Genomic DNA, 23,715 nt, shown 5'->3' on the forward strand with positions numbered 1-23,715 from the left:
CTATGAACTCCAGTCGACCTTATCTGGTCCGCGCGCTCTATGAGTGGATTGTGGACAACGATTGCACCCCGCACATGCTGGTCAATTCCGAGTATCCATCGGTGCAGGTGCCTCAGGGTTTTGCCAGTGACGGACAGATTGTCCTGAACGTATCGCCGGCTGCCGTGCGTCATCTGCACATGGACAACGAAGCGGTCAGCTTCGAAGGGCGCTTCGGTGGCGTGCCGCACACTCTGTACGTGCCTATCGCATCGATCCTGGGTATTTACGCCCGGGAGAATGGTCAGGGCATGGTGTTCGATCTGGAATCGCCTATGGAAGACGTGGAAGATATCGAGCCGGATGATGACATTCCGCCGCCCGACAGCGAACCACCGCGTCCCAGCGGTCGACCCAGTTTGAAAGTGGTGAAATAAAAAAAGGGTGATCCGCAAGGATCACCCTTTTTTATTTCATGTAGGCGCCAGGCTTGCCGGCGAAGGCGTCTTTAAGAGCACCATCGCCGATAAGCCATATCAGTCAATGTACTCAAACAACTTCACAATCTTCTGCACGCCAGAAACGCTTTGCACCAGATTGGTAGCCTGCGCCGCTTCCTGCTTGGTCAGCAGGCCCAGCAGATAAACGATGCCGTTCTCGGTGACGACCTTGATGCGCGAACCCGGGATGTTCGGGTCGGTGAGCATCTGGGTTTTGATCTTGGAGGTCAGCCAGGTGTCGTTCTGACGGGCAAGGAAACCGGAGGGCGGCAGGACCTGCAGTTCGTTATGCACCTTCTTCACGCGCTGGACCGCGGCGGCAGCCTGTTCGGCCTTGGCCTTGAGTTCGGCAGTCGGTGTTTGCCCGGCGAGCAGCACGACGCCGTTGAAGCTGGTGACGACGATGTGCGAATCGTTGTCCAGGGCAGGATCGGCCTTGGCGACGTTTACGCCGACCTTGGTGTCGATCAGGGAGTCATCGATCTTGCTGCCGAAGGTGCGCGTACCGCGGTCATCTTCAATGGGGGCTTCACGGCTGGCTTTAACCACCGAAGTGCAGCCGCTGATGCCGAGGCACAGGGTCAAGGCCAGAAGGCCTAGGCGATTAGGGGTCATTCTTCACTCCCGAACAGTTGGCTGTCGATCAAATCGCAAAGGCAATGGATCGCCAGCAGGTGGACTTCCTGAATACGTGCGGTGACGTTGGCCGGTACGCGAATCTCGACGTCCTCGGGTAATAGCAACGACGCCATGCCGCCGCCATCGCGACCAGTCAATGCTACGACAATCATTTCGCGATCATGTGCGGCCTGGATCGCTTGAATAATGTTCGCCGAGTTACCGCTGGTGGAAATCGCCAGCAATACGTCACCCGGTTGGCCCAGCGCGCGGATCTGTTTGGAGAAAATTTCGTTGTAGCTGTAGTCATTGGCGATCGAGGTGATCGTCGAGCTGTCGGTGGTCAGCGCAATGGCGGGCAGGCTCGGACGTTCGCGCTCGAAGCGGTTGAGCAGCTCGGACGAAAAGTGCTGGGCATCACCGGCGGAGCCGCCGTTGCCGCAGGAAAGCATTTTGCCCTCATTGAGCAGGGCGTTGACCATTACCTGGCTGGCTTGCTCGATGTGCGGTGCAAGTACGTCCATCGCCATTTGCTTGGTGTCGATACTGGCCTGAAAAAGCTGGCGAATTCGGGATTGCATGTCCATCTGTGTGACCTTAATTAGCGCGGCTACTCGGCACATGAATGTGCAGCCCGCAAAGCAAAGAGCAAAAGTGTTGGGTAAAGGTGTCCGCTTCGGGGTGCAGGCGATCAGCTATCGAAGGCATTCTGCAACCAGTTCAACTGATCGAGGTTGCTGTCGATGGCAACCACGTCGAAGCGGCAGGGGGAATTGGCCCAACGCGACTCGCGCTGAAGAAAATACTGCGCGGCGAAAATCAGTTTCTGCCGTTTGCGCCCATCGATGCTGTCGAGCGCTCCACCCCACTGGGTGTTTTTTCTATAGCGGACTTCAACGAATACTACTGTATCGCCATCAAGCATGACCAGATCAAGCTCGCCGCGTTTACACAACCAGTTCTGCGCCAGCAGGCGCAGACCTTGTTGTTGAAGATGCTCGAGCGCATGGCGCTCGGCATCTTTACCGCTTTGCTGGCGTGACCTGTCAGGCATCAGCGTGAGGTATCCGGCAGGCGTTGAACCTGACCGCTGACGAACTGTGCCCAAGGCAACTGGCGCACCACGCGCTGGTTTTGAGTCATGCCCAGGCTGCCCGACTGACCTTCAATACGGCTGTCCGGCAGTGCCTTGAGTTGCCCCAGTCGCGGTGCCAGGCGATAGGCGTCAACGCCCATTGCGTAGAGGCGGCCGAGGCTGCCGGCGGCTTGCGGCCATTGTGCGGTGACCTGTTTGCGCAGCGGATCATTGGCGTCCAGCAACCATGGGGTTTCGCAGAAGCGGATGCCGTTCATGTCGTTGTACTGGTTCACGTCGCCGCTGGCACTGAATACGTGGGAGGTGGCGTAAACCGGCACATCGCCCGCGTACTGGAAGTTCAAGGTCGGTTTGATCTGCTGGGCCTGTTGCGGAGTGGCAGCCAGGAAGATGAACTCGATGTCCTGACGGCGCGAAGGCTGGGCTGCTATCTGCGAGCCGACGGTGCTTTGCAGGCTCTTGGCGCGACCTTCGCTCTGGCGCAGCTGGAACATGTCGGCAATCTGCTGGGCCAGTTGAACCGGTTGGTCAACGCGCTCGGTCGCGACAATGCTGCCGCCGTTGGCTTGCCAGTCCTGGCTGAATGCGCGCAACACGCGATCGCCCCATTCGCCTTTCGGCACCATGATGGCGGCGCGATGCAGGCCGTCGGCGCGAGCACGACGAGACACTTCACGGGCTTCGTCTTCAGCGGCCAGACCAAACTGGAACAGCTGGGCCGGACCTTGTTCACCTTCGCTGTAGTTCAGCGCCAGGGTGGTGATCGGCAGCTGCGGGCGAGCACTGAGCTGTTTGACCAGTGGCTTTTCCAGCGGACCGACCACCAGTTGCGCGCCATCGGCCTGGGCCTTGCGATAGAACTCGTCCATCGAAGTCAGTTTCGAGCTGTCATAGAACTCAATGGCAGGCGGCTTCTGCCCGGCTTGTTGAGCCTGGTAGTGAGCAGCCATGAAGCCTTCGCGCAGTGCTTTGCCGACCGACGCCAGCGGGCCGTCTTGCGGCAGCAGCAGGGCGATCTTGCTCAGGGGCTGGCTGGCCAGTTCCTTGAGCTTGGTCAGTGGCAGAGGCAACTGAATGGCAGCCGGGTGCTTAGGGTTCTGGGCGCGCCAGTTGTCAATCGCGGCTTGCTGCTGTTCCAGGGTTCCGGCGGTTTTCACCGCCAGTGCCAGGCCCATCCAGCCGCCGAGGTCATCATTGGTGGTGGGCTGCAGTTGATCGGTTGGCAGCGAGGCGATCAGGGTCCAGATCGCTTCGTGGTTTTTGGCGGCGGCTTCACCTTCGAGCATGGGTGCGATGAAAATGCGCTCCCGTGCGGCGGCCAGCGTCTGTCCGTCGGCCTCAAGGGCGCGAGCATGGACAGTGCCGGTGCGAACCTGTTGCTCGACCGGCAACTCGCTCAGGCGTTGCAGGCTCGGATGGCTCAAGGCAGTCAACGCTGCCTTGGGCTGATTGCGCGCCATGGCCAGTTCAGCCGCCAGGGTGCTGGCGAAGACCTGTTGGCCTGGCTTGAGTTGTTCCACCGGAACCTGTTGCAGGATTTGCGCGGACTGGCCGGCATTGCCCTGACGATAGGCCAGGTCGGCCGCGCTCAGGCGCAGCAACGCAGCTTTTTCCGGGTCCTTGCTTTGAGCGGCCTGTTCGAGCAGCTGCTCGATACTGGCGTCAGGGGTCCGTGGAAGTTCGCCAAGGCTGGAGGAGGGCGAGCTGGCGCAAGCCGCCAGCAAGGCAGCGAGGCAGAGGGCAGTGAACAGCCGCAGGCAAGCGATCATGTAGTGTTCCTGATACTCGATCAAATTAGCGTGGAATTGTACCCAAGCACTGGCCGGGGCGCGATGTTACTGGCGTGAATCGATCAATTTAGCTCGTACAAATGTTGCAGCGCTGCACAAACGCCTGAAAAACCCGAGGAGGGCGGGGCGATCGCAAGCGCCGCTACGCGCTACAATGTCGCCTTTTACCGATCATGAGGTGTGCGCTTTGACTGCTCCAGGTGCTTTGAATTCCGCTGCTGGCTCGCTTTATGTGGTGGCGACGCCCATCGGCAACCTGGACGACATCAGTGCGCGTGCGCTGAAGATCCTGCGCGACGTCGCGTTGATTGCCGCCGAAGACACCCGTCACTCACAGCGCCTGATGCAGCATTTCGGCATTCCCACGCCGCTGGCCGCGTGCCATGAGCACAACGAGCGCGACGAGGGTAGCCGCTTTATTACGCGATTGCTGGCGGGGGATGATGTGGCGCTGATCTCCGATGCTGGCACGCCGCTGATTTCCGATCCGGGTTATCACCTGGTGCGTCAGGCTCGTGCCGCCGGGATCAATGTGGTGCCGGTTCCGGGTGCCTGTGCATTGATCGCGGCATTGTCGGCGGCGGGGCTGCCGTCGGACCGTTTCATTTTCGAAGGCTTCCTGCCGGCCAAGGCCGTTGGTCGTCGTGCTCGTCTTGAACTGGTCAAGGAAGAGCCGCGCACACTGATTTTCTATGAGGCGCCGCATCGCATCCTTGAGTGCCTGCAAGACATGGAGCTGGTGTTCGGTCCTGAACGTCCGGCGTTGTTGGCCCGTGAAATCACCAAAACCTTCGAAACCCTCAAAGGCCTGCCGCTGGCCGAGCTGCGTGAGTTCGTCGAGTCGGACAGCAATCAGCAGCGTGGCGAGTGTGTGGTGTTGGTGGCGGGCTGGTCTGTACCCGAGACCGAGGACGCGGTCAGCAGTGAGGCCATGCGCATCCTCAATCTGTTGCTTGAAGAGATGCCGCTCAAGCGTGCGGCGGCATTGGCGGCGCAAATTACCGGTGAGCGCAAGAATGTGCTCTATCAGGTGGCGCTGGATAAACAGAAGGGCGAGTAAAAACCCGACGCACAGGAGCAGCCAAAGGCGTTTAGCGCTTGTTCTTCGGCCGCTCTGCCGTTAACCTTCGCGGCGGAGAGTCGATTGGACAGTCGCTGCCCTCTATGAAAATTAGGGGGGAGGAAAGTCCGGGCTCCATAGGGCGAAGTGCCAGGTAATGCCTGGGAGGCGTGAGCCTACGGAAAGTGCCACAGAAAATAACCGCCTAAGCGCTTCGGCGCCGGTAAGGGTGAAAAGGTGCGGTAAGAGCGCACCGCACGTCTGGCAACAGTTCGTGGCTAGGTAAACCCCACTTGGAGCAAGACCAAATAGGGTCCCAAGGCGTGGCCCGCGCTGGGACCGGGTAGGTTGCTAAAGATGTCCAGTGATGGCCATCGTAGACGAATGACTGTTCAAGACAGAACCCGGCTTACAGATCGACTCTCCACCTTTTTCTCCTCCCTGCTTTAATCATTTAAGCAGGGCGCTGGTAGTAGCATTTTCCCTCCTTCCAGAATCGTTGCCAGAACACTTTCGTAATACCGAAAAAATCTTACTCTTAACAAACTACTTTAACTTTCGAACGCAGCCTTCTGTGCTGATTCAAGTTATTGGGCAAATTCAGCCGTCAGATTGTCGTTACCCCTCCGTTTACCCTCCTAAATCTCAGTTCTGTAAGGCTTTTCCTTTAAACCGCGCCTTGACGGTGCGGTGGCCGCATTCCTATAGTGTGCGCAAGTGGCGGAAAGTGGCATGAAGTGGGTTTTTTGAGCGTAAAACGCTAATATTTGGAGAAACGCTGACGTGTTTCGCGGAGCTAACGCTATCAGTCTCGACGCAAAGGGCCGTCTCGCTATGCCGAGCCGGTACCGTGACGAGCTCGTTTCGCGTAGTTCCGGTCAACTGATCGTCACAATTGATGCCGTTGATCCGTGTTTGTGTGTTTACCCCCTCGATGAGTGGGAAATTATCGAAACCAAACTGCGCGCACTGCCTTCGCTTCGCGAAGAGAACCGCCGCCTGCAACGTTTGCTGATTGGTAATGCCGTCGACCTCGAGCTCGATGGCAGTGGTCGTTTTCTGGTTCCGCCGCGTCTTCGTGAATATGCCAGGTTGGATAAGCGCGCGATGTTGGTAGGCCAACTGAACAAGTTCCAATTGTGGGACGAGGATGCCTGGGATGCGGTTTCTGCCGCTGACCTGGCTGCTATTCAACAACCGGGCGCCATGCCTGATGAACTGCGTGATTTGATCCTGTGACTATTGATAGCGGCTTTAACCACATCACCGTACTGCTTGACGAAGCCGTGGAGGCTCTCGCCGTACGTCCTGATGGCTGCTATCTGGACGGTACGTTCGGGCGCGGCGGGCACAGTCGGTTGATCCTCAGCCAGCTCGGCCCCGATGGTCGGGTCCTCGGATTCGACAAAGATCCTCAAGCGATTGCCACCGGGCAAACGCTAGCGGCCGAAGACGGCCGCTTTGTCGTTGTACAACGCAGCTTTGCCGAGCTGGGTTCGGAAGTGGCCGAACGTGGCCTGCACGGCAAGGTCAGCGGCGTGTTGCTCGACCTGGGCGTGTCTTCGCCACAGCTCGACGACCCTGAGCGCGGCTTCAGTTTCCTCAATGATGGCCCGCTGGACATGCGCATGGACCCGTCCCGCGGGATCAGCGCTGCCGAATTCGTCAACACCGCACCGGTGGAAGAAATCGCCCGCGTATTCAAGGAATACGGCGAAGAGCGTTTCTCCGGCCGCATGGCCCGTGCCGTAGCCGAGCGTCGCGACATCAAGCCGTTCGAGCGCACGGCCGACCTGGCTGAAGTCCTGAAAGTCGCCAACCCGGCATGGGAAAAGGGCAAGAACCCTGCCACCCGTGCGTTCCAGGGCCTGCGTATTCACGTCAACAACGAACTGGGCGACCTGGAAGCCGGCCTCGAAGCCGCGCTGGACTGCCTGGAGATCGGCGGCCGTCTGGTCGTCATCAGCTTCCACTCGCTGGAAGACCGCATCGTCAAACTGTTCATGCGCAAGCTGGTAAAAGGCGAAGCCGACAACCTGCCGCGCAACCTGCCGGTCCGTCACGTCGCGTTCGAACCGATCATCAAAATCCATGGCAAAGCGCAGTCCGCCTCCGAGGCCGAACTCAAAGCCAACCCACGTTCCCGGAGCGCTGTCATGCGCGTCGCGGAGAAGCTGCGGTGAGCAAGCTTTTCGCCAAGCCTCTTCCCGGCGGAAGCTTTTTCATGCTGCTGCTGTTTATTGGCGTGCTCGTGTCGGCCATCGGCGTGTCGTACAGCGCCCACTGGAACCGTCAGTTGCTGAACTCGCTGTACGCCGAGTTGAGCGTGCGCGACAAGGCGCAGGCGGAGTGGGGCCGGTTGATTCTCGAGCAGAGCACCTGGACTGCGCACAGCCGTATCGAAGTGCTGGCCACCGAGCAACTGAAGATGCGCATTCCCGGCGCCGCTGAAGTGCAGATGGTGGCGCCATGATGAAACTCGAAGGCGCACTGTTCCCATGGCGTTTCCGCCTGGTGCTGGGCTTGCTCGGCATCATGGTCGCGGCGATTTGCTGGCGCATCATCGACCTGCAAGTCGTCGACCGTGCCTTCCTTAAAGGTCAGGGCGATGCGCGCAGCGTTCGTCACATTCCGATTCCGGCTCACCGTGGTCTGATCACCGACCGTAACGGCGAGCCATTGGCCGTGAGTACCCCGGTCACCACACTGTGGGCGAACGCCAAGGAAATGCAGCTGGCCAAAGAGAAATGGCCAGCCCTGGCGGCCGCGCTGGGCCAAGACCCTAAAGCCCTGGCCGAGCGTCTCGAAGCCCAGGCCAACAAAGAATTCATCTACCTGGTGCGCGGGCTGACTCCCGAGCAAGGCCAGTCCGTGCTCGACCTGAAAGTGCCGGGTGTCTACGGCATCGAAGAGTTCCGGCGTTTCTACCCGGCCGGTGAAGTCACCGCGCACATGGTCGGCTTTACCGACATCGATGACCACGGTCGTGAAGGGGTCGAACTGGCCTACGACGAATGGCTGGCCGGCGTCCCCGGCAAGCGACAGGTCATCAAGGATCGGCGTGGCCGACTTATCAAGGATGTCCAGGTCACCAAAAACGCCAAGGCCGGCAAGCCCTTGGCGTTGTCCATTGACCTGCGTCTGCAATACCTGGCCAACCGCGAGCTGCGTAACGCGATCATCGAGAACGGTGCCAAGGCCGGCAGCCTGGTGATCATGGACGTGAAGACCGGTGAGATCCTCGCCATGGTCAACCAGCCGACCTACAACCCGAACAACCGTCGCAACCTGCAACCGGCGATGATGCGCAACCGCGCCATGATCGACGTGTTCGAGCCGGGTTCGACCATGAAAGCCATTTCCATGAGTGCCGCGATCGAAACCGGGCGCTGGAAACCGAGCGACACCGTCGAGGTGTACCCGGGCACTTTGCAGATTGGTAAATACACCATCAAGGACGTCTCCAAGTCCGAAGGCCCGGTGCTTGACCTGACCGGCATCCTGATCAATTCCAGTAACGTCGGCATGAGTAAGGTCGCGTTCGATATCGGCGGCGAAACCATCTTCCGCCTCGCGCAGAAAGTCGGCCTCGGCCAAGACACCGGTCTCGGCTTCCCGGGCGAACGCGTCGGCAACCTGCCGAACTACCGCGAATGGCGCAAGGCTGAAACCGCCACGCTGTCCTACGGCTACGGTATTTCCGTGACCGCGATCCAGCTGGTCCACGCCTTCTCGGCCCTGGCCAACAACGGTCGTCTCGCACCGCTGACCCTGATCAAAACCGACAAACCAGCGCAAACCACGCAAGTGCTGCCGGAAGCCGTCGCGAAAACCATGCAGACCATGCTGACCCAGGTGATCGAAGCCCCGCGCGGTGTATTCCGTGCGCAAGTGCCGGCGTATCACGTGGGCGGCAAGTCGGGTACTGCGCGCAAGACGTCGGTGGGCACCAAAGGCTACGCCGAGAATTCCTACCGATCGCTGTTCGCCGGCTTCGGCCCGATGAGCGATCCGCGCTATGCAATCGTGGTGGTGATCGATGAACCGACCAAAGCCGGTTACTACGGTGGTCTGGTATCGGCCCCGGTGTTCAGCAAAGTGATGTCCGGGACGCTGCGCCTGATGAACATCACCCCGGACAACCTGCCACCGACGCAAACCGCTAACGCCACACCGGTCGTTCCACTGAAAGCCAATGGAGGGCGCGGCTAATGTCTTTGAGCCTGAACAAGATTTTCGCCCACGCCGGCCGCGATCTGTTGATCCGCGAGCTGACCCTGGACAGCCGTGACGTGCGGGCTGGCGATCTGTTTCTCGCCGTTCCCGGCGGCAAGCTCGACGGGCGCGCGCACATCGCCGATGCCTTGCAACGCGGTGCTGCTGCCGTGGCTTACGAAGTCGAAGGCGCTACCGTTTTACCGATCACCGACGTGCCGCTGATTCCGGTCAAAGGCCTGGCGGCGCAGCTGTCGGACATCGCCGGTCGCTTTTATGGCGACCCGAGCCGGCACCTGGACCTGGTTGGCGTGACCGGCACCAACGGCAAGACCAGCGTCACGCAATTGGTTGCACAAGCACTGGATTTGCTCGGCCAGCATTGCGGCATTGTCGGCACCCTGGGTACCGGCTTCTACGGTGCACTGGAAAGTGGCCTGCACACCACGCCGAACCCGATCGCCGTGCAAGCGACCATGGCTGACCTGAAAAAGGCCGGCGCCAAAGCCGTCGCCATGGAAGTGTCTTCCCACGGCCTGGACCAAGGCCGCGTGACCGCGCTGGCATTCGATGTGGCGGTGATGACCAACCTGTCCCGCGATCACCTCGATTACCACGGCACCATGCAAGCCTACGGCGAAGCCAAGGCCAAGCTGTTTGCCTGGAATGATTTGAAGTGCCGGGTGATCAATCTCGACGACGAGTTCGGCCGCCAACTGGCTGCGGACAAACGTGAGTCGCGCCTTATTACCTACAGCCTGGAAGATGCCAGCGCTTACCTGTATTGCCGTGAAGCGCAGTTCGATGACGAAGGCGTGCGCGCCACGCTGGTCACGCCGCAGGGCGAACACCATTTGCGCAGCACCTTGCTCGGTCGTTTCAACCTGAGCAACGTGCTGGCCGCCGTCGGCGCCTTGCTCGGCCTGGACTACGCGCTGGACGAAATCCTCAAGGTCCTGCCGAAACTCGAAGGCCCGGCCGGTCGCATGCAACGCTTGGGCGGCGGCACTCAGCCGCTGGTGGTCGTCGATTACGCCCACACCCCGGACGCGCTGGAAAAAGTCTTGATGGCCCTGCGTCCACACGCCAAAGGCCGTTTGTTGTGCCTGTTTGGCTGTGGCGGCGATCGCGATCGCGGCAAGCGTCCGCTGATGGCCGAAGTGGTCGAACGTCTGGCCGACGGTGTGCTGGTCACCGATGACAACCCTCGCACCGAAGATCCTTCGTTGATTTTCGATGACATCCGCGCCGGTTTCACCGCTGTGGATAAAGTCACCTTTGTCGCTGGCCGTGGGCAGGCGATTGCCCAGTTGATCGCCAGTGCTTCGGCGGATGACGTGATTGTCCTGGCCGGTAAAGGTCACGAGGACTATCAGGAAATCAACGGCGAGCGTCACGCTTTCTCCGATCTGGTCGAGGCCGATCACGCCTTGACCGCATGGGAGGTGGCCCATGCTTAAAGCGTTGAAACTGAGTGAGCTGACTGGCGCACTGAATGCACGATTGATCGCAGCCGATGCCACGTTCGATGGCGTCAGCATCGACAGCCGCGCGATCAAACCGGGCCAACTGTTTATTGCCCTGGCCGGTCCGCGCTTCGACGGTCATGACTATTTGAACGACGTCGCCAGCAAAGGCGCGGTTGCCGCTCTGGTCGAGCGCGAAGTCGCCGACAGCGCGCTGCCGCAATTGCTGGTCAAGGACACCCGCCAGGCGTTGGGCCAACTGGGCGCGATGAACCGTGCCGCGTTTACTAACCCGGTCGCGGCGATCACCGGTTCCAGCGGCAAAACCACGGTCAAGGAAATGCTCGCCAGCATCCTGCGCACGCGCGGTCCGGTCCTGGCGACCCGTGGCAACCTGAACAACGACCTCGGCGTCCCGCTGACCCTGCTCGAACTCGCGCCGGAACATACCTCCGCCGTTATTGAACTCGGTGCTTCGCGTCTCGGCGAAATTGCCTACACCGTCGGCATGACCAAGCCGCACGTGGCCGTGCTCAACAACGCCGGGACCGCCCACGTCGGCGAGTTCGGCGGGCCGGAAAAAATCGTTGAAGCCAAGGGCGAGATCATTGAAGGGCTGGAGGCCGATGGCGTCGCTGTGCTCAATCTTGACGACAAGGCGTTCGGCATCTGGAAGGCCCGTGCGGCCGGCCGCAAAGTCCTGACGTTCGCCCTGAACAACCCAAGCGCCGACTTCTATGCCAGCGACCTGGATCGCGATGCGCGCGGTTGCCCGGCCTTCAACCTGCACAGTCCTGAAGGTGTGGAGCGCGTTCAACTGAACCTGCTCGGCACCCATAACGTTACCAATGCCATGGCCGCCGCCGCTGCCGCACACGCCTTGGGCGTGTCGCTGTTCGGCATCGCCACCGGCCTCGGCGCGGTGCAACCGGTCAAGGGCCGCACCGTCGCGCAACTGGCCAGCAATGGCATGCGCGTGATCGATGACACGTACAACGCGAACCCCACCTCCATGTGCGCCGCCGTTGATATACTCGCCGGCTTTTCCGGCCGCACCGTTCTGGTGCTCGGAGATATCGGCGAACTGGGCGATTGGGCAGAACAGGGGCACCGCGATGTGGGTGAGTACGCCCGCGGCAAGGTTTCCGCGCTTTACGCCGTTGGGCCACTGATGGCTCACGCCGTGAACGCTTTCGGTCCACAGGCCTTTCACTTCAGCACTCAGGCTGAGCTGATCAAGGCCCTGGGCGCCGAGCAAGACACAAACACCACCATTTTGATCAAGGGCTCGCGCAGCGCTGCGATGGAAAACATCGTCGCCGCTTTGTGCGGGTCCAGTCCGGAGAAACATTAATGCTGCTGCTGCTAGCGGAGTATCTGCAACAGTTCTACAAAGGCTTCGCGGTCTTTCAGTACCTGACCCTGCGCGGGATCCTCGGTGTGCTGACCGCGCTGGTTTTGTCGCTGTGCTATGGCCCGTGGATGATCCGCACTTTGCAGAACCGTCAGATCGGTCAATCCGTTCGCCACGACGGTCCACAATCGCACTTGTCCAAGTCGGGCACCCCGACGATGGGCGGTGCACTGATCCTGTCGTCCATCGGCGTCAGCACCTTGCTCTGGGCTGACCTGAGCAACCGTTATGTCTGGACCGTGTTGCTGGTGACGTTGCTGTTCGGCGCTATCGGCTGGGTCGATGACTATCGCAAAGTGATCGAGAAAAACTCCAAAGGCCTTCCGAGCCGCTGGAAATATTTCTGGCAGTCCGTGTTCGGCCTGGGCGCGGCGATCTTCCTTTATATGACCGCTGCGACGCCGGTGGAAACGACCCTGATCCTGCCGATGCTCAAGGACTACAGCATTCCGCTGGGCATAGGCTTCGTCGTTCTGACCTATTTCGTGATTGTCGGCTCGAGCAACGCGGTCAACCTGACCGACGGCCTCGACGGTCTGGCGATCATGCCGACGGTGATGGTCGGCGGCGGTCTTGGCATCTTCTGCTACCTGTCCGGTAACGTGAAATTCGCTGAATACCTGCTGATTCCGTATGTGCCGGGCGCCGGTGAGTTGATCGTGTTCTGCGGTGCCTTGATCGGTGCGGGCCTCGGTTTCCTCTGGTTCAACACCTATCCGGCGCAGGTCTTCATGGGCGACGTCGGCGCGCTGGCTCTGGGCGCGGCCCTGGGCACCATCGCGGTGATCGTCCGTCAGGAAATCGTCCTGTTCATCATGGGCGGCGTGTTCGTGATGGAAACCCTGTCCGTGGTTATCCAGGTTGCTTCTTTCAAGCTGACCGGTCGCCGTGTGTTTCGCATGGCACCCATTCACCACCATTTTGAACTCAAGGGCTGGCCCGAGCCGCGTGTGATCGTCCGTTTCTGGATCATCACCGTGATTCTCGTACTGGTCGGCCTTGCCACCCTGAAGCTGAGGTAGAACGAGTGTCTCTGATCGCTTCTGACCACTTCCGCATCGTTGTCGGCCTCGGCAAGAGCGGCATGTCCCTGGTTCGCTTCCTGGCGAACCGGGGCACGTCGTTTGCTGTGGCCGATACGCGGGAAAATCCACCGGAACTGGCCGCGCTCAAGCGTGACTATCCGCACGTGGAAGTGCGTTGTGGCGAGCTGGACGTCGAGTTCCTGTGCCGTGCCGACGAACTCTACGTGAGCCCCGGCCTGGCGCTGGCGACTCCGGCCCTGCAGGCTGCCGCCGCCCGTGGCGTGAAATTGTCCGGTGACATCGAGCTGTTCGCGCGTAACGCGAAGGCGCCGATTGTCGCCATCAGCGGTTCCAACGCGAAAAGCACTGTCACCACCCTGGTCGGCGAGATGGCGGTGGCGGCGGGCAAGCGTGTCGCTGTCGGTGGCAACCTCGGTACGCCGGCGCTGGATTTGCTCAGCGACGACGTCGAGTTGTACGTGATGGAGTTGTCGAGCTTCCAGCTCGAAACCACCGATCAACTCAACGCTGAAGTGGCGACCGTGCTCAATGTCAGTGAAGACCACATGGACCGCTACAGCGGTCTGCCGGCCTATCACCTGGCCAAGCACCGGATCTTCCGTGGCGCGAAACAGTTTGTGGTCAACCGTCAGGACGCCCTGAGCCGTCCGCTGATGGGCGAGGGCCAGCCTTGCTGGACCTTCGGTTTGAGCAAGCCCGATTTCAAGGCTTTCGGTATCCGCGAAGAAGACGGCGAGAAGTACCTGGCCTTCGAATTCCAGAACCTGATGCCGGTGCGCGAGTTGAAAATTCGTGGCGCCCACAACCAGTCCAACGCGTTGGCAGCATTGGCCCTGGGCCATGCCGTCGGCCTGCCGTTCGACGCCATGCTCTCGAGCCTGCGCACCTTCGCCGGGTTGGAACATCGTTGCCAGTGGGTTCGTGAGCTGGACGGCGTGAGCTATTACAACGATTCCAAAGCCACCAACGTCGGTGCCGCACTGGCGGCCATCGAAGGCCTGGGTGCGGACATCGACGGCAAACTCGTGCTGATCGCCGGTGGCGATGGCAAGGGTGCCGAGTTCAAGGATTTGCGTGACCCGGTGGCAGCCAATTGCCGCGCCGTGGTGCTGATGGGCCGTGACTCCGACTTGATCGGCCAGGCCATCGGCGATGCCGTGCCGCTGATTCGCGTCAGTTCGCTGGATGAAGCGGTTGCCCAATGCCGCGCCGTCGCCGAACCGGGTGACGCCGTGCTGCTGTCGCCCGCCTGCGCCAGTTTCGACATGTTCAAGAATTACGAAGACCGTGGTCACCAGTTCGTCCGCGCCGTGGAGGATCTGGTATGAGCCTGATGAACATCATCAAGCCTTATCCGTCGCCGATCATCACCGGACGCGGGATCGACCTCGACTTCCCGATGCTCGCCGGTTGCCTGGCCTTGATCGGTCTCGGGCTGGTGATGATTGCCTCGGCGTCGACCGAAGTGGCGGCCGTGCAGTCGGGCAGTGCCCTGTACTACATGATTCGCCACTTGATCTACATCGTGCTGGGCCTGGGTGCCTGCGTCGTCACCATGATGATTCCGATCGCCACCTGGCAGCGCCTGGGCTGGCTGATGCTGCTCGGCGCATTCGGTTTGCTGGTGATGGTGATCATCCCGGGGATCGGCCGTGAAGTGAACGGTTCGATGCGCTGGATCGGTTTCAGTTTCTTCAACGTCCAGCCATCCGAGATCGCCAAGGTATTCGTGGTGATCTACCTCGCCGGTTATCTGGTGCGTCGCCAGAAAGAAGTGCGGGAAAGCTGGATGGGCTTCTTCAAGCCGTTCATCGTGCTGCTGCCCATGGCCGGTCTGTTGCTGATGGAACCGGACTTCGGCGCCACCGTCGTGATGATGGGCGCGGCGGCGGCGATGCTGTTCCTCGGCGGGGTCGGACTGTTCCGTTTCTCCTTGATGGTGGTCCTGGCAGTCGGGGCGGTGGTGCTGTTGATTCAAGTTCAGCCGTATCGAATGGCGCGTCTGACCAACTTTGCCGATCCATGGGCCGACCAGTTCGGTGCCGGCTATCAGTTGTCGCAGGCGTTGATCGCGTTTGGTCGCGGCGAATGGCTGGGCGTTGGCCTGGGCAACAGCGTGCAGAAACAGTTCTACCTGCCGGAAGCCCACACCGACTTCGTGTTCTCAGTCCTTGCCGAAGAGCTGGGTGCCGTGGGTTCCTTGTGCACGGTGGCGTTGTTCGTCTTTGTTTGCGTGCGTGGCATGTACATCGGCTATTGGGCCGAGAAGGCCAAGCAATTCTTCGCCGCCTACATCGCTTATGGCCTGTCGTTCCTGTGGATCGGCCAGTTCCTGATCAACATCGGGGTGAACGTTGGCCTGTTGCCGACCAAAGGCCTGACCCTGCCGTTCCTCAGTTATGGCGGCAGTTCGTTGGTGATTTGCGGTGCCTGTCTCGGCTTGTTGTTGCGCATCGAGTGGGAGAGTCGAACCCACTTGGGCAGCGAAGAGATGGAGTTCCATGAGAGCGACTTCGCCGAGGAGCCGACCCATGGGCGCTAACGTCTTGATCATGGCGGGCGGTACTGGTGGCCACGTGTTCCCGGCGCTGGCGTGCGCCCGCGAATTCCAGGCCCGCGGTTACACCGTGCACTGGCTCGGAACCCCGCGCGGGATTGAGAACGACCTGGTGCCGATGGCCGGTATCGAGCTGCATCGGATCAACGCCACCGGTCTGCGCGGTAAGGGCAAGTTGTCCCTGCTCAAGGCACCGTTCATGGTGCTCAAATCCGTCTGGCAGGCGCGGGCGATCATTCGTCAGCTGCGGCCGGTGTGCGTGGTCGGCTTCGGTGGTTATGTGACCGGCCCCGGTGGCGTTGCAGCCAAACTGGCCGGCGTGCCGGTGATCGTTCATGAACAGAACGCCGTGGCCGGTACCGCCAATCGGTTGCTGGTGCCGTTGGCCGCCCGAGTCTGTGAAGCGTTCCCCGACACCTTTACCCTGTCGGACAGCCGTCGGACCACCGGTAACCCGGTGCGCACCGAGCTGTTCCTCGAAACACAGCGCCCCGCCCTGGCGGGTCGCAAGGCGCGTTTGCTGATTCTGGGCGGAAGCCTGGGCGCAGAGCCGTTGAACAAGTTGCTGCCTGAAGCCCTGTCGCAAGTCGCCCCCGACCTGCGCCCGGAAGTGTTTCATCAGGCCGGCAAAAATCACGATGAAGTGACTGCAGAGCGCTATCGCGCGGCTGGCGTCGAGGCGCAAGTGCAGCCTTTCATCAAAGACATGGCCCAAGCCTATGGCTGGGCCGACCTGGTGGTGTGCCGCGCAGGCGCATTGACCATCAGTGAGCTGGCTGCCGCCGGTCTGCCCTCGATACTGGTGCCATTGCCCCACGCGATCGACGATCACCAGACCCGCAACGCCGATTATTTGGCCCGTGAAGGCGCTGCCTTCCTGATGCCGCAAAGAACGACTGGCGCAGCGGATCTTGCCGCACGCCTGACAGAGGTCCTGATGCAACCACAACGACTCAACGACATGGCCACTGCGGCACGCCGCCTGGCCAAACCCGATGCCACCCGTAACGTGGTCGATACCTGCCTGGAGGTGGCCCATGGTTGAGAAACAGAAAGCCATGCCGCAACCGGAAATGCGCCGCATCCGTCGCATCCACTTCGTCGGCATCGGCGGCGTGGGCATGTGCGGCATCGCCGAAGTGTTGTTGAACCTGGGCTATGAAGTGTCCGGTTCCGACCTGAAAGCTTCGCCCGTGACCGAGCGTCTCGAGTCTTTTGGCGCGCACATCTTTATCGGTCACCGTGCTGAAAACGCCGCTGCCGCTGACGTGCTGGTGGTATCCAGCGCCGTGAACACGTCCAACCCGGAAGTCGCCACCGCGCTGGAACGTCGCATCCCTGTGGTGCCACGCGCAGAAATGCTGGCCGAGCTGATGCGCTATCGCCACGGCATCGCCGTCGCCGGTACGCACGGCAAAACCACCACCACCAGCCTGATCGCTTCGGTGTTCGCGGCCGGTGGCCTGGACCCGACGTTCGTCATTGGTGGCCGCCTGAATGCCGCGGGCACCAATGCCCAGCTTGGCACCAGCCGCTACCTGATCGCCGAAGCCGACGAAAGCGACGCCAGTTTCCTGCACTTGCAGCCGCTGGTGGCCGTGGTCACCAACATCGACGCCGACCACATGGCGACCTATGACGGTGACTTCAACAAACTGAAGAAAACCTTCGTCGAGTTCCTCCACAACCTGCCGTTCTACGGTCTGGCGGTGGTGTGCCTGGACGATCCGGTGGTGCGTGAAATCCTGCCGCTGGTGAAACGCCCGACGGTCACCTATGGCTTCGGCGATGACTGCGACGTGCGCGCCATCAATGTGCGCCAGCAAGGCATGCAGACCTTCTTTACCGTACTGCGCCCTGATCGCGAGCCGCTGGATGTCTCGGTGAACATGCCGGGTAACCACAACGTGCTGAACGCGCTGGCCACCATCTGCATCGCCACCGACGAGGGCGTCAGCGATGAAGCCATCGTCCAGGGCCTGTCCGGCTTCCAGGGTGTCGGTCGACGCTTCCAGGTCTACGGCGAACTGCCGGTCGATGGCGGCAACGTCATGCTGGTCGATGATTACGGTCACCACCCGACCGAAGTCGCGGCCGTGATCCAGGCCGTCCGCGGTGGCTGGCCGGAGCGTCGTCTGGTGATGGTTTACCAGCCGCACCGTTACAGCCGTACCCGCGACCTGTACGACGATTTCGTCAATGTACTGGCCGATGCCAACGTCTTGCTGCTGATGGAAGTCTACCCGGCCGGTGAAGAACCGATTCCGGGCGCCGACAGCCGCAAGCTGTGCAACAGCATTCGTCAGCGCGGTCAGCTCGACCCGATCTACATCGAGCGCGGAGTCGACCTCGCGCCACTGGTCAAGCCGCTGCTGCGTGCCGGCGACATACTGCTGTGCCAGGGCGCCGGTGATATCGGTGGTCTCGCCCCGAAACTGTTGGCCAGTCCGCTATTTGCGGGTGCTGTTGCCGCGCCGACTGTGGGGAAGTTGAAATGACTGCTGCCTACGCCAACCTCGTCTCCACGGTCGCGCCGAAAGACTTCGGCCGCGTCGCCGTGCTGTTCGGCGGCAAGAGTGCCGAGCGTGAGGTGTCCCTGAAGTCGGGCAACGCGGTACTCGACGCGCTGCTGAGCGCCGGTGTGGATGCGTTCGGCCTCGATGTGGGCGATGACCTTCTGCAGCGTTTGCTGAACGAAAAGATCGACCGCGCCTTTGTCATCCTCCACGGTCGTGGTGGTGAAGACGGCAGCATGCAGGGCCTGCTCGAATGCCTGGGTATTCCCTACACCGGCAGCGGCATCCTGGCTTCGGCACTGGCCATGGACAAGCTGCGGACCAAACAGGTCTGGCACAGCCTCGGCATCCCGACGCCACGTCACGCGGTACTGAGCTCTGAGGCCGATTGTATTTCGGCAGCGACGGAACTGGGCTTCCCTTTGATCGTCAAACCGGCCCATGAAGGTTCAAGTATCGGGATGGCCAAAGTGACGTCCGCGTCGGAATTGATCGACGCCTGGAAAGCGGCCAGTACCTACGATTCGCAAGTGTTGGTCGAGCAATGGATTCAAGGTCCGGAGTTCACCATCGCCACCCTGCGTGACCAGGTGTTGCCACCGATTGCCCTGGGCACCACGCACAGCTTCTACGACTACGACGCCAAGTACGTGGCTTCCGATACTCAGTACCGGATCCCGTGTGGCCTGGACAGCACCAAGGAAAAAGAATTGATGGACCTCACGGCGAAAGCCTGTGAGGCGCTGGGTGTCGCCGGTTGGGGCAGGGCAGACGTGATGCAGGACGCCGACGGGCAGTTCTGGTTCCTCGAAGTCAACACCGCACCGGGCATGACCGATCACAGCCTGGTGCCGATGGCGGCCCGTGCCGCCGGTCTGGATTTCCAGCAACTGGTTTTGGCGATTCTGGCCGCAAGTATCGAGGCGCGGGGTTAAGACCATGCAAGGCGCACAGCTGAGACATCAGCCCCCTCCAGCACCCGGCCGCAAGCCGGTGCCACGGGGTGCGAGCCGAATGGTGGCCAAAGAGCCGATGTCTGCGCGCCTGCCGAAAGCCAATTTTGGTTTTCTGAAAAGCCTGTTCTGGCCGGTGATGTTGGTTGCGCTGGGGTTCGGCACTTACGAAGGCGCGCAGCGTTTGCTGCCCTACGCCGACCGGCCGATCACCAAAGTCGCTGTGCAGGGTGACTTGAGTTACATCAGCCAGCAAGCGGTGCAGCAGCGAATCGCCCCTTATGTGGCGTCGAGCTTCTTCACCATCGATCTTGCGAGCATGCGCACCGAACTTGAAACGATGCCATGGATTGCCCACGCCGAAGTGCGTCGGGTGTGGCCGGATCAAGTAGTGATCCGCCTGGAAGAACAACTGCCGATAGCCCGTTGGGGCGATGAATCGCTGTTGAACAACCAGGGCCAGGCGTTCACCCCGCGTGAGCTGGCCAATTACGAACATTTGCCACAGCTGTTCGGCCCACAACGGGCGCAACAGCAAGTGATGCAGCAATACCAGGTGCTGAGCCAGATGCTCAGGCCGATGGGCTTCTCGATTGCACGCCTGGAGTTGCGTGAACGAGGCAGCTGGTTCCTGACCACCGGCGCCGGCAGCGCGGGCCCGGGGATCGAACTGCTGCTGGGACGCGGCAAGCTGGTGGAAAAGATGCGCCGCTTCATTGCCATCTACGACAAGACGCTTAAAGAACAGATTACGAACATTGCGCGCATCGATCTGCGCTACGCCAACGGCCTTGCTGTTGGCTGGCGGGAACCTGTAGCGCCCACGACAGCCCAACCCGCTGTCGCGAAGAATTAAGAAGAGGCAGGACCCATGGCAAACGTGCAAAGCGGCAAAATGATCGTCGGTCTCGATATCGGCACCTCCAAGGTGGTGGCGCTGGTCGGCGAGGTCTCGGACGACGGCACGCTCGAAATCGTCGGGATCGGCACTCATCCGTCCCGTGGCCTGAAGAAAGGCGTGGTGGTGAACATCGAGTCCACCGTGCAATCGATCCAGCGCGCGATCGAAGAAGCGCAGCTGATGGCCGGTTGCCGGATCCACTCGGCGTTCGTCGGCGTGGCCGGCAATCACATCCGCAGCCTGAATTCCCACGGCATCGTGGCGATTCGTGATCGCGAAGTCAGCTCCGCCGACCTTGAGCGTGTCCTCGACGCCGCCCAGGCCGTGGCGATCCCGGCTGACCAGCGCGTACTGCACACCTTGCCGCAGGATTACGTGATCGATAACCAGGAAGGCGTTCGTGAGCCGCTGGGCATGTCGGGCGTGCGTCTGGAAGCCAAGGTTCACGTGGTGACCTGCGCCGTCAATGCCGCACAGAACATTGAAAAATGCGTGCGTCGCTGCGGTCTGGAAATCGACGACATCATTCTCGAGCAACTGGCGTCGGCCTATTCGGTCCTGACCGACGACGAGAAAGAGCTGGGCGTGTGCCTGGTGGACATCGGCGGCGGCACCACCGACATCGCGATCTTCACCGAAGGCGCGATCCGTCACACCGCGGTGATCCCGATTGCGGGCGACCAGGTGACCAACGACATCGCCATGGCGTTGCGCACCCCGACCCAGTACGCCGAAGAAATCAAGATTCGCTACGCCTGCGCCCTGGCCAAGCTGGCCGGTGCCGGTGAAACCATCAAGGTGCCAAGTGTTGGCGACCGTCCACCGCGCGAGCTGTCCCGCCAGGCCCTGGCCGAAGTGGTCGAGCCGCGTTACGACGAGCTGTTCACGCTGATCCAGGCCGAACTGCGCCGCAGTGGCTACGAAGACCTGATCCCGGCCGGCATCGTGCTGACCGGCGGTACCTCGAAAATGGAAGGCGCGGTCGAACTGGCCGAAGAGATCTTCCACATGCCGGTCCGCCTGGGCGTGCCCCATGGCGTCAAGGGCCTGGACGACGTGGTCCGCAACCCGATTTATTCCACCGGCGTAGGCCTGTTGATGTATGGCCTGCAGAAGCAGTCCGACGGGATTTCGTTCTCGGGCATCAGCAGCCGCGACAGCTACAGCAATGAAGAACCGAAAGCCGCCTTGCTCGATCGCATCAAGAGCTGGGTACAAGGCAACTTCTGACGAAGCAGATTCAAGCGGCAAGCTACAAGCCGCAAGAGCAAGCAGTAAAAGCGACAAGCAGTAAAAGCAGTAGGCGAAAAAACTAGAGAACGTAAAGGAGAGGGAAAATGTTCGAACTCGTAGACAACATCCCCGCAAGCCCGGTTATTAAAGTTATCGGTGTTGGCGGAGGCGGCGGCAACGCCGTCAACCACATGGTCAAGAGCAACATTGAAGGCGTTGAATTCATCTGCGCCAACACTGATGCCCAGGCGCTGAAATCCATCGGCGCGCGGACCATCCTGCAATTGGGTACCGGCGTTACCAAAGGTCTGGGCGCCGGTGCCAACCCTGAAGTAGGTCGTCAGGCCGCTCTCGAAGACCGTGAGCGCATTGCCGAAGTCCTGCAGGGCACCAATATGGTGTTCATCACCACCGGCATGGGCGGTGGTACCGGTACCGGTGCTGCGCCGATCATTGCTGAAGTGGCCAAGGAAATGGGGATTCTCACCGTTGCGGTGGTGACTCGTCCGTTCCCGTTCGAAGGCCGCAAGCGTATGCAGATCGCCGACGAAGGTATCCGTCTGCTGTCTGAAAGCGTCGACTCGTTGATCACCATTCCCAACGAGAAGCTGCTGACCATCCTCGGTAAAGACGCCAGCCTGCTGTCGGCTTTCGCCAAGGCCGACGATGTGCTGGCCGGTGCCGTTCGCGGTATCTCCGACATCATCAAGCGTCCGGGCATGATCAACGTCGACTTTGCCGACGTACGGACTGTAATGAGCGAAATGGGCATGGCGATGATGGGCACTGGCTGTGCCAGCGGTCCGAACCGTGCACGTGAGGCCACTGAAGCGGCCATTCGCAACCCGTTGCTCGAAGACGTGAACCTGCAAGGTGCACGCGGCATCCTGGTGAACATCACCGCCGGTCCTGACCTGTCCCTGGGTGAGTACTCCGACGTGGGTAGCATCATCGAAGCCTTCGCTTCCGAGCACGCGATGGTCAAGGTCGGTACCGTTATCGATCCGGACATGCGCGACGAACTGCACGTGACTGTGGTTGCCACCGGTCTGGGCGCGAAAATCGAGAAGCCTGTGAAGGTCATCGACAACACCGTTCACACCTCCATGGCCTCCCAGCCGCAACAATCGGCGCCCGCTCGTCAGGAACAACCGGCGGTAAATTACCGTGACCTGGACCGTCCGACCGTCATGCGCAACCAGGCTCAGGCCGGTGCTGCGACTGCCGCGAAGATGAATCCGCAAGATGATCTGGATTACCTGGACATCCCGGCTTTCCTGCGTCGTCAGGCTGATTGATGGAATGTATCAGGGCTATGAAGGTGATTGGTGTTCAGCAAAGGTCTGGTCTGCTATTATCGCCAGCCTTTGTTGATACCAGTTCGCAATTTGCGCTGAAGCGGCCCAAGCCATGATTAAACAACGCACACTGAAAAATATTATCCGTGCTACAGGTGTAGGCCTGCACTCCGGGGAGAAGGTTTACCTGACCCTCAAGCCTGCACCTATCGACACCGGCATTGTGTTTGTTCGTGCCGACCTCGACCCTGTGGTGCAGATTCCTGCCCGCGCGGAAAACGTTGGTGAAACCACGATGTCGACCACATTGGTCAGTGGCGACACCAAAGTGGATACGGTGGAGCACTTGCTCTCGGCCATGGCTGGCCTGGGCATCGATAACGCCTACGTCGAGCTCTCCGCGTCCGAAGTCCCGATCATGGATGGTAGCGCTGGACCTTTCGTATTCCTGATTCAATCGGCCGGCCTGGAAGAACAGGACGCACCGAAGAAGTTCATCCGGATCCTGCGGGAAGTGACAGTGGAAGACGGCGACAAGCGCGCCACTTTCGTCCCTTTCGAAGGCTTCAAGGTGAGTTTCGAGATCGATTTCGATCACCCGGTTTTCCGTAACCGCACACAAAGTGCAAGCGTGGATTTTTCCAGTACTTCGTTCGTAAAAGAAGTCAGCCGCGCCCGTACCTTTGGTTTCATGAGTGACATCGAGTACTTGCGCAAGCACAACCTCGCACTCGGCGGCAGCGTTGAAAACGCTATTGTGGTCGACGCGGATGGTGTACTGAACGAAGACGGCCTTCGCTATGAAGACGAATTCGTGAAGCACAAGATCCTCGATGCAATTGGTGACCTCTACCTGCTGGGCAATAGCCTGATTGGTGAGTTCAAGGGCTTCAAGTCCGGACATGCATTGAACAACCAGCTGCTGCGCAAGTTGATTGAGCAGACAGATGCTTGGGAAGTCGTGACTTTCGAAGACGCCAGCACTGCACCGATCTCTTACATGCGTCCCGTCGCGGCCGTGTAAGTCAAAAACCTCTCTAGTTTTTAAAGGCTGCCTTCGGGTGGCCTTTTTT

22 protein-coding genes and 1 other RNA gene are annotated in these 23,715 nt (G+C 60.5%); 19 read left to right on the top strand and 4 right to left on the bottom strand.

Annotation, left to right across the window (positions count from 1 at the left end; genetic code table 11):
• Positions 1 to 2: 2 nt before the first annotated feature.
• Positions 3 to 416, top strand: coding sequence for a ClpXP protease specificity-enhancing factor (locus AB4N91_RS02150; RefSeq protein ID WP_010458147.1), 414 nt, complete (start codon positions 3 to 5; stop codon positions 414 to 416).
• 99 nt (positions 417 to 515) lie between these two features.
• On the opposite strand, the gene AB4N91_RS02155 is transcribed toward AB4N91_RS02150, so the two are convergent.
• From AB4N91_RS02155 to AB4N91_RS02170, 4 genes are all read right to left on the bottom strand, one after another.
• Positions 516 to 1,094 carry a BON domain-containing protein gene (locus AB4N91_RS02155; RefSeq protein ID WP_010458144.1) on the bottom strand — a complete coding sequence of 193 codons (579 nt, stop codon included), beginning with the start codon at positions 1,092 to 1,094 and terminating at the stop codon, positions 516 to 518.
• On the bottom strand, positions 1,091 to 1,684 hold the full coding sequence (locus AB4N91_RS02160) for a phosphoheptose isomerase (RefSeq protein WP_008025961.1): 594 nt from the start codon (positions 1,682 to 1,684) through the stop codon (positions 1,091 to 1,093). Before AB4N91_RS02160 ends, AB4N91_RS02155 begins: the two co-directional genes overlap by 4 nt.
• Before the next feature lie 104 nt (positions 1,685 to 1,788).
• A complete protein-coding gene (locus tag AB4N91_RS02165; RefSeq protein WP_007904371.1) occupies positions 1,789 to 2,151 on the bottom strand; it encodes a YraN family protein in 363 nt (120 codons plus the stop codon).
• Positions 2,151 to 3,962, bottom strand: a complete 1,812-nt coding sequence (locus AB4N91_RS02170; RefSeq protein WP_460112077.1) for a penicillin-binding protein activator — start codon at positions 3,960 to 3,962, stop codon at positions 2,151 to 2,153. The genes AB4N91_RS02165 and AB4N91_RS02170 overlap by 1 nt, the downstream gene beginning before the upstream one ends.
• 175 nt (positions 3,963 to 4,137) lie before the next feature.
• On the opposite strand from AB4N91_RS02170, the gene rsmI reads away from it, so the two are divergent.
• The 18 genes from rsmI to lpxC all read left to right on the top strand — a co-directional run bounded on the left by rsmI (position 4,138) and on the right by lpxC (position 23,666).
• Positions 4,138 to 5,043: a 16S rRNA (cytidine(1402)-2'-O)-methyltransferase gene (rsmI, locus tag AB4N91_RS02175; protein WP_167362276.1), complete on the top strand. Its 906-nt coding sequence runs from the start codon at positions 4,138 to 4,140 to the stop codon at positions 5,041 to 5,043.
• A gap of 76 nt (positions 5,044 to 5,119) precedes the next feature.
• Positions 5,120 to 5,471, top strand: an RNA gene (gene rnpB / locus AB4N91_RS02180) — RNase P RNA component class A.
• Between the two features lie 355 nt (positions 5,472 to 5,826).
• Positions 5,827 to 6,282: a division/cell wall cluster transcriptional repressor MraZ gene (gene mraZ, locus AB4N91_RS02185; protein WP_008025967.1), complete on the top strand. Its 456-nt coding sequence runs from the start codon at positions 5,827 to 5,829 to the stop codon at positions 6,280 to 6,282.
• Entirely contained in the window at positions 6,279 to 7,226 is a 948-nt protein-coding gene (gene rsmH, locus AB4N91_RS02190; protein WP_010458133.1) for a 16S rRNA (cytosine(1402)-N(4))-methyltransferase RsmH, read from the top strand. The genes mraZ and rsmH overlap by 4 nt, the downstream gene beginning before the upstream one ends.
• Complete coding sequence (gene ftsL / locus AB4N91_RS02195) at positions 7,223 to 7,516, top strand: cell division protein FtsL (protein WP_010458132.1); 294 nt, start codon at positions 7,223 to 7,225, stop codon at positions 7,514 to 7,516. The genes rsmH and ftsL overlap by 4 nt, the downstream gene beginning before the upstream one ends.
• Positions 7,516 to 9,255, top strand: coding sequence for a peptidoglycan D,D-transpeptidase FtsI family protein (locus tag AB4N91_RS02200; protein ID WP_169857918.1), 1,740 nt, complete (start codon positions 7,516 to 7,518; stop codon positions 9,253 to 9,255). Before ftsL ends, AB4N91_RS02200 begins: the two co-directional genes overlap by 1 nt.
• Positions 9,255 to 10,718: a UDP-N-acetylmuramoyl-L-alanyl-D-glutamate--2,6-diaminopimelate ligase gene (locus AB4N91_RS02205; RefSeq protein WP_460112078.1), complete on the top strand. Its 1,464-nt coding sequence runs from the start codon at positions 9,255 to 9,257 to the stop codon at positions 10,716 to 10,718. Before AB4N91_RS02200 ends, AB4N91_RS02205 begins: the two co-directional genes overlap by 1 nt.
• Complete coding sequence (locus AB4N91_RS02210; protein ID WP_154912454.1) at positions 10,711 to 12,078, top strand: UDP-N-acetylmuramoyl-tripeptide--D-alanyl-D-alanine ligase; 1,368 nt, start codon at positions 10,711 to 10,713, stop codon at positions 12,076 to 12,078. Before AB4N91_RS02205 ends, AB4N91_RS02210 begins: the two co-directional genes overlap by 8 nt.
• Positions 12,078 to 13,160 (top strand): phospho-N-acetylmuramoyl-pentapeptide-transferase, encoded by a 1,083-nt coding sequence (mraY, locus tag AB4N91_RS02215; RefSeq protein WP_010458126.1) that lies wholly within the window; start codon positions 12,078 to 12,080, stop codon positions 13,158 to 13,160. The genes AB4N91_RS02210 and mraY overlap by 1 nt, the downstream gene beginning before the upstream one ends.
• A gap of 5 nt (positions 13,161 to 13,165) precedes the next feature.
• Positions 13,166 to 14,512, top strand: coding sequence for a UDP-N-acetylmuramoyl-L-alanine--D-glutamate ligase (gene murD, locus AB4N91_RS02220; protein ID WP_102593543.1), 1,347 nt, complete (start codon positions 13,166 to 13,168; stop codon positions 14,510 to 14,512).
• Complete coding sequence (gene ftsW / locus AB4N91_RS02225; RefSeq protein ID WP_010458121.1) at positions 14,509 to 15,726, top strand: putative lipid II flippase FtsW; 1,218 nt, start codon at positions 14,509 to 14,511, stop codon at positions 15,724 to 15,726. Before murD ends, ftsW begins: the two co-directional genes overlap by 4 nt.
• Positions 15,716 to 16,786 (top strand): undecaprenyldiphospho-muramoylpentapeptide beta-N-acetylglucosaminyltransferase, encoded by a 1,071-nt coding sequence (gene murG / locus AB4N91_RS02230; RefSeq protein ID WP_102593544.1) that lies wholly within the window; start codon positions 15,716 to 15,718, stop codon positions 16,784 to 16,786. The genes ftsW and murG overlap by 11 nt, the downstream gene beginning before the upstream one ends.
• Positions 16,779 to 18,239 (top strand): UDP-N-acetylmuramate--L-alanine ligase, encoded by a 1,461-nt coding sequence (murC, locus tag AB4N91_RS02235; protein WP_077748991.1) that lies wholly within the window; start codon positions 16,779 to 16,781, stop codon positions 18,237 to 18,239. The genes murG and murC overlap by 8 nt, the downstream gene beginning before the upstream one ends.
• Entirely contained in the window at positions 18,236 to 19,192 is a 957-nt protein-coding gene (locus AB4N91_RS02240; protein WP_460112079.1) for a D-alanine--D-alanine ligase, read from the top strand. Before murC ends, AB4N91_RS02240 begins: the two co-directional genes overlap by 4 nt.
• A gap of 4 nt (positions 19,193 to 19,196) precedes the next feature.
• Complete coding sequence (locus tag AB4N91_RS02245) at positions 19,197 to 20,066, top strand: cell division protein FtsQ/DivIB (RefSeq protein WP_010458113.1); 870 nt, start codon at positions 19,197 to 19,199, stop codon at positions 20,064 to 20,066.
• A 15-nt stretch (positions 20,067 to 20,081) separates the two neighbouring features.
• Positions 20,082 to 21,341: a cell division protein FtsA gene (ftsA, locus tag AB4N91_RS02250; protein WP_008147519.1), complete on the top strand. Its 1,260-nt coding sequence runs from the start codon at positions 20,082 to 20,084 to the stop codon at positions 21,339 to 21,341.
• A gap of 107 nt (positions 21,342 to 21,448) precedes the next feature.
• Positions 21,449 to 22,642, top strand: a complete 1,194-nt coding sequence (gene ftsZ / locus AB4N91_RS02255) for a cell division protein FtsZ (RefSeq protein ID WP_007943486.1) — start codon at positions 21,449 to 21,451, stop codon at positions 22,640 to 22,642.
• A 112-nt stretch (positions 22,643 to 22,754) separates the two neighbouring features.
• Positions 22,755 to 23,666, top strand: a complete 912-nt coding sequence (gene lpxC / locus AB4N91_RS02260; RefSeq protein ID WP_008147525.1) for a UDP-3-O-acyl-N-acetylglucosamine deacetylase — start codon at positions 22,755 to 22,757, stop codon at positions 23,664 to 23,666.
• Positions 23,667 to 23,715: the final 49 nt, after the last annotated feature.

Source organism: Pseudomonas sp. H3_D04 (assembly GCF_054669175.1).